The sequence below is a fragment of the Neobacillus niacini genome (genome assembly GCF_019749295.1).
GTDB lineage: Bacteria > Bacillota > Bacilli > Bacillales > Cytobacillaceae > Neobacillus > Neobacillus niacini_D.
The window spans coordinates 216,328-222,563 of record NZ_JACWFG010000012.1; the positions used below are offsets into that span (position 1 = coordinate 216,328).

The 6,236-nt window shown below is 39.1% G+C and carries 5 protein-coding genes and 1 rRNA gene; all 6 read right to left on the reverse strand.

Translation table 11 applies throughout. From position 1 onward, the window contains the following. Positions 1-21 precede the first annotated feature (21 nt). The gene (locus tag H0184_RS17880; RefSeq protein WP_221827383.1) at positions 22-1,944 is read right to left on the reverse strand and encodes an ABC transporter permease; all 1,923 of its coding nucleotides are present in this window, start codon (positions 1,942-1,944) and stop codon (positions 22-24) included. After that, a complete protein-coding gene (locus tag H0184_RS17885) occupies positions 1,919-2,689 on the reverse strand; it encodes an ABC transporter ATP-binding protein (protein WP_221827384.1) in 771 nt (256 codons plus the stop codon). The genes H0184_RS17880 and H0184_RS17885 overlap by 26 nt, the downstream gene beginning before the upstream one ends. A 134-nt stretch (positions 2,690-2,823) precedes the next feature. Then, entirely contained in the window at positions 2,824-3,795 is a 972-nt protein-coding gene (locus tag H0184_RS17890; protein ID WP_221827385.1) for a HAMP domain-containing histidine kinase, read from the reverse strand. Continuing rightward, entirely contained in the window at positions 3,792-4,493 is a 702-nt protein-coding gene (locus H0184_RS17895; RefSeq protein WP_221827386.1) for a response regulator transcription factor, read from the reverse strand. Before H0184_RS17895 ends, H0184_RS17890 begins: the two co-directional genes overlap by 4 nt. Before the next feature lie 248 nt (positions 4,494-4,741). Further along, on the reverse strand, positions 4,742-5,638 hold the full coding sequence (locus H0184_RS17900; protein WP_221827387.1) for a fumarylacetoacetate hydrolase family protein: 897 nt from the start codon (positions 5,636-5,638) through the stop codon (positions 4,742-4,744). Positions 5,639-6,117: 479 nt separating this feature from the next. Beyond that, a 5S ribosomal RNA gene (gene rrf / locus H0184_RS17905) occupies positions 6,118-6,233 on the reverse strand. Between the last annotated feature and the right edge of the window lie 3 nt (positions 6,234-6,236).

The window sequence follows — 6,236 nt, forward strand, 5'->3', positions numbered from 1 at the left end:
GCTGGATAACCAGCTTGTTCTTTAAATCATAGTCTTTTTCAAATTACGTAAATAATGGTGGCGGATAAACAAGAAATAAATGACTTGTGCGATAAAGAAGCACGCAAGGACAAGCAGCATATCAGCTGCAATGGACACAGTGAAAAAGCTTTGCAGAGCCATAAAGGCGAACACACTGTGAATGATCGCAACCATAATCGGAACAAAGAATAGCAATACGAGCTGCTGGGTAACAATCTTGTTCAGCTCACCATCCGTTAATCCTACCTTCTTCACCGTTAAATACAAGCGGCGGTCGTAATCTAAGTCTGCATACAGTCGGAAATACAAGAAGCTTCCTGCAGCAATAAAGAAAACAGCTCCGATAAGAAGAGCAACAAACAACATCATCCGATACCTATTTACTTGGATTTGATAAATAGTACCGCTAACCGTCATGGCATACTTCTTAGGATCCATTTTTTCGGCATCAACGGGCGCATGAGCAGCTCCCTCTTCCACTAAGTGACCGCCAATTCCAACTGTTTGGTCAAATTCTTTTGTATAAAAGCCGGTAAATGTGTCGCTTCTAACCTCTGAAAGTTTCTTGTATATTTCGTCACTTATCACAAGACCTTCAGCAAATAAAACTTGATGAGGAAGAACCACATGTTCTGTTTTGTTCTTTTGACTAAGCTTAATGTTCTCTTGCTTTAATGTATAGGTCTGTGGGTCAAAGGTCTCAAGTGCCGAGTTTGACAATGCTAAGCTTTCTGTCCCTGTTACCTCTTTTTCCGTAAACGTATAACCGGCCATTTCTGATGACTTTTTATAATCAGAAAATGCTACGACCGGAAGCCATTGGCGTGCATATTCATCAGATGAATCAGCTACTTCAACAAATTTAATAGTAAATTCCAGTGTAGAATAATCTATATTCTTCTCTTTTAATTCCTGCTTGATTTGCTCTATGTTTTTATCATGACTGGGATCATCCCCCTTTGCAACATACGTGATGGCTGCGGGATAATTCTCCACAAATTCTTTCTTAAAAACATTCATGGATGCAAGTGTTCCCACCGCACAAAAAGCAACCGTTGAAACAATGGTGACCAGGAAAAACATCCGAGCGTTATCTTTTAACCGATAGGCCAAACTTGAAATGGTAATGATATTTGTTTTCTTCCAAAAAACCAAACGATTCTTTTGAAGCAATTTAGTAAGAAACACGGATAGTTGTGTATAAAAGAAATAGGTTCCAATAATGGTCATCCCGATGACTGGCAGAATCCGAGTCAACATGTTTTGCAATGTGGTTGTTGCAGCCAGGTAATAACTAGTGATTAATAGAATGGCAGAAATGATAGAAAGTACCTTAGATACTTTTGGCTCTTTTTTTGGTTTCTCTCCTGCTTTGAATAAATCAATCAAATGATTTACCCGAACCAGAAACGAGGTGAAAATAGAAATGCATAGGAAAAGAATTAAAAAGGCCCCAATGGTCCATCCTAGTGCCTTGCCTGATAGAAAGAAAGGGAGTGACTCAATCCCAATCATTCTCGAACCTATCATTAAGAACAATTTACCAGTAATGATTCCTGCGCCAATCCCCGTAATAATAGAAGCCACACCAATCAACATATTCTCTAAAAAAATCATCGTATTTAACTGGTTTCTCGTCATGCCATGCATCATTAGTATTCCAAATTCCCGCTTCCTCGATTTTAAAAAGGTACTGACAGAATACAGGACAAATAAAAAGGAGAAAACATACATAATCACTTCAGCCGCTGTCATTATTTGAATCGCTGCACCAGAGGTTACTCCTTTACTAATATCCGGATGAAAGATAAAGAGAGCATAAAAAAAGAAGATCATGACAGAAAAAGCACTGCTTAGAAAATAGGCGGCATACGTCCGCTTATTGCGAGTAACATTTCTAAAGGCGAATTGTCGAAAGGTCATGGCTGTTCCCCCCTAGCAATGCCAGCATATCGATGATTTTTTGGAAAAATGCCTGACGGTTTTCCCCGCGGTAAATCTCATTAAATAACTGACCATCTTTTATAAAAATAACACGGTGACAGTAACTCGCTGCAACTGCATCGTGAGTGACCATTAAAGCGGTAGCTCCTTCTTCTTTGTTAATGGTCGAGATGGTTTCCATTACGTCCTTAGCTGATTTTGAATCTAAGTTACCTGTAGGCTCATCCGCTAATAATAGCGAAGGCTGATGAATAATCGCCCGAGCAATCGCTGTCCTTTGCATCTGCCCTCCAGAGATTTCGTACGTGCGTTTCTTTAGGATAGGATCTATCCCAAGTTTTTGGGCCACATAATTAAGCTTCTTATCCATCTCACTTACTTTTACTCCATCCAGTGTAAGTGGAAGAACAATATTTTCCTCTACGGTTAACGTATCAAGCAGATTAAAGTGTTGGAAAACAAAGCCAAGTTCATGACGTCGAAACAGTGCTGATTCCTTTCTGTTTAATCGATGTGGATTTTTGCCGTTGATCATTATCTCACCAGAACTTGGCTGATCAATGGTTGAAATTAAGTTTAACAGAGTCGTCTTTCCGCTCCCTGACGGACCCATGATTCCAACAAATTCACCCTTTTCGATTGAAAAATTAATATTTTCTAAGGCTTTATGCGCCACTTTTCCCTCATATATCTTTGCTAAATGTTTTACAGTTAAGATTGACAATACCTTCACTCCTCGCATTACTTCTTGTCTTTAATTCTAGCTGGTAAAGGCGGTTCCTAACCATTTCCTTAACTTACAGTTAGCTTACAGAATTGTAAGGTTGACAGAGATGCGGAAGGAGCTGGACACGATTTTTAGAAAATAATCCGTACAGTTGTCCCTCTATATTGCTGAGATTCAATTTCCACTGTGTGACCAAGCTTATCGCATATTTGTTTAACTAAAAAGAGTCCCATACCCGTTGACTCTTGAAAGTTTCGTCCGTTTTCGCCTGTAAAATAGGGATCAAAGACTCTAGGCAAGTCACTCGCAGGAATTCCAACACCTTGATCCTGTACTTCTAATATAACGTTAGCACCCCGCTTAAAGCCTTTTAAGATAATTTTTTGATTCTCTTCCTTTGTATACCTTACTGCATTTGTAATAATCTGAGTTAAAACAAATGAAAGCCACTTTTCATCTGAAGCAATATTCAATCCCTCCTCCATTTGCAAGGAAGGAAACACTCGATTACGAATAAATAGTCGTTTTTGATTGGAGGTAACCGAGCGGGCCACCTTTTCTAAAGGGAGCATTTCCACATAAAAGTCATGTTCAAATTCATCTAAGCGGGCTGTATATAACACCATATCTAATCCCTTTTTCATACGATCCAACTCATCAGCAATAGCGGTAAACTTTGGTTCATCTTCATCCTGAATCATTAAATGAATAACAGATAAAGGGGTTTTCATCTGGTGTACCCATTGGTTAATAAAGTGGATGTGATTCTTTAATTTAAACTGATATTGCTGGATATCATTTTGATAAAATCGATATTGATTTCTCAATAACTGATGGACTCCTCTTGCTACAGGAGCTTCCGAATCTATCTCTAAAGTTTCTTCTAAGGAAGCATGCGGCTCTTCCAAACGCTTGTAAAAGTTTCGATGAGTTACATACCGGTAAACCAAGTAACCTATTAATAAACACCCGCTAAGGAGTGCTGCATAAAGGCTAATAGAATAATTTCGATACCCATCCACCCAAAAAACAAATAAGATGAGGAGCAGCTGAGCCAGATAGACAAAAACCAGAGGCATTTGTTCTCTAATAAATAGTTTCAAATGTGTATCCCCCAATTGGGTGAAAGGCGATAGCCTTGTCCACGAATCGTTTGCAATGCGTCCTCAATAGTTAATGCCACTAGCTTCTTTCGCACACGTGTGATATAAACATTTAATGTATTATCATCAACAAAAACCTGATCATCCCATATCTTTTCAAGCAGCCGGTCACGGCTGACGACCTTTTCAGACTTCCTCATTAATTCTTCTAAAATCTTAGCCTCCGTATGACTGATTTCTACCTTGTGATTCTGATAACTCAAGGTTAGTCTTTCAACATCCAGTATTAACCCCTCGATATCGAGTCTTCGCTCGTCCTGAGAACTAGCAAATTCCCCATATGCCCGACGAAGCTGACTATTGATTTTGGCAACCGCTATGTCGTAATCAAACGGCTTTGTGATATAGTCATCTGCGCCATTCTCCAGTGCCATTACTTGATCCATCTTTCCGTCCCGGGCTGAAATAAAAATAATCGGACAGGTAGATACCTTGCGGATCTGACGGCACCAATAATAGCCATCAAATTTAGGCAAATTAACATCAAGTAAAACAAGATGCGGCGAAAAGGTTTCAAATTGATCTAGAACAAAATCAAAGTTTTCGACTGACTGTGTATGAAAGCCGAATTTATGTAATTGATCCTCAAGCAATGTAACAAGTTGTTTATCATCTTCAACGATAAATATTTTAAACATTCTGTTCTCCTTCAATTAGGAAGTTTAGTTTTTCTATTCGATTCTGATCTGTGTATTTTTGTAAAATAAGTGCAGATATAATTCTATCAAAATTTATAGGAAGAAAAAATGAGAAGAAAATCGGCAGCTAAATAAGAGGCTTATATACCGACTTTTTGAAAGTGAGTTAGAACGGGGTAAATAGTTTATACAGGGAGCCTGCTAGTCGGAGGGCCAGGCAGGCTTTCATACCCGGCTCCTCCCCAGAACTATTTATCTTCAATTAAAATATTGGTTAATGCACCTAATTTTTCAACCTCAACGGTTACTATATCTCCAGGCTTCAGGTATACTCTCTTTTCCCTTGGGGAGCCTATGATAACACCCTCTGGAGTTCCAGTGAGAATAACATCACCCGGCGTAAGTGTCATATGCTGCGAAATATAGCTGACAATTTCATCTACATGAAAAATCATATCAGATGTATTGGAGTTTTGACGTTTCTCTCCATTCACATACGTTGTTAATTGTAATTGATTAGGATCACCTACTTCATCCGCCGTTACAAGATATGGACCAATAGGACTGAAGTCATCACATGTTTTTCCAAGTAACCATTGGTTTGTTCTTTTCTGGAGGTCACGTGCCGAGAAGTCATTAGCGGTACAATAGCCAAATACATAATCTAGTGCGTCTTCCTTACTTACATACTTTGCTTCCTTCCCAATTACTACTCCTAGTTCAACCTCGTAATCCAATCTTTGAGTCACCTTTGGCACGGCTATCTCACATTTATGCCCTGTTAATGCATTATTAAATTTATTAAATAAAATAGGGACTTCTGGATAAGGGGAATTTGTTTCATCCGCATGCTTGCGATAGTTTAAACCAACACAAATAATTTTGTTTGGCTGCGTAACACAAGGACCCCACTTAATATCTGCTTCATTTTTAAGATAATTTGTTTCACCTTCTGACGGCAGGTTTGCAATATAGTCCTCGAGTGCAGTAATGGCCTGTGTACCGCCCTCAATTACTTCCATGATAGTTGTATGTACTCGATTATTAGGACTCTCTTTTAAGGCATTTTCAAGGTCAATTATACCTTGCTCTATCTTTACTCCTAACACATGTTTACCTTCTTTACTAATGGTTACTAGTTTCATAGAATACATTACTCTCCTTTTTTGCAATCTTATCAACTGATTTCTCTATTCCCTGCTTTTAATCCTTCTTTTTACTTTAATTAGTTAAAGTATTTTACTGAAATAGCAGTATCAAAAAAGGGGTGATTCTGGTTTTGCGCTAATCGTTACCGATATCACTGATAATGGCATTGAACGGGCACGAATAGGTGCCATTCATTACCGTTTTCTCTAAAAATACCGACTCACGGGCACGATTCGCTCCTATTCGTTACCGTCTTCTCTATAAACACCGACTCACGGGCACGATTCGCTCCTATTCGTTACCGTCTTCTCTATAAACACCGACTCACGGGCACGATTCTCTCCTATTCGTTACCATCTTCTCTAAAAATACCGGTTCATGGGCACGATTCACGATCTCATTATAATATCTGCAGGCTCTTATCCTTTCGGACATAACAAAAAAGCACAACCTTTATCAGGTTGTGCTTCGTTTTGCCTGGCAACGTCCTACTCTCACAGGGACAAAGTCCCAACTACCATCGGCGCTGAGAAGCTTAACTTCCGTGTTCGGTATGGGAACGGGTGTGACCTTCTCGCCATTATTACCAGACTA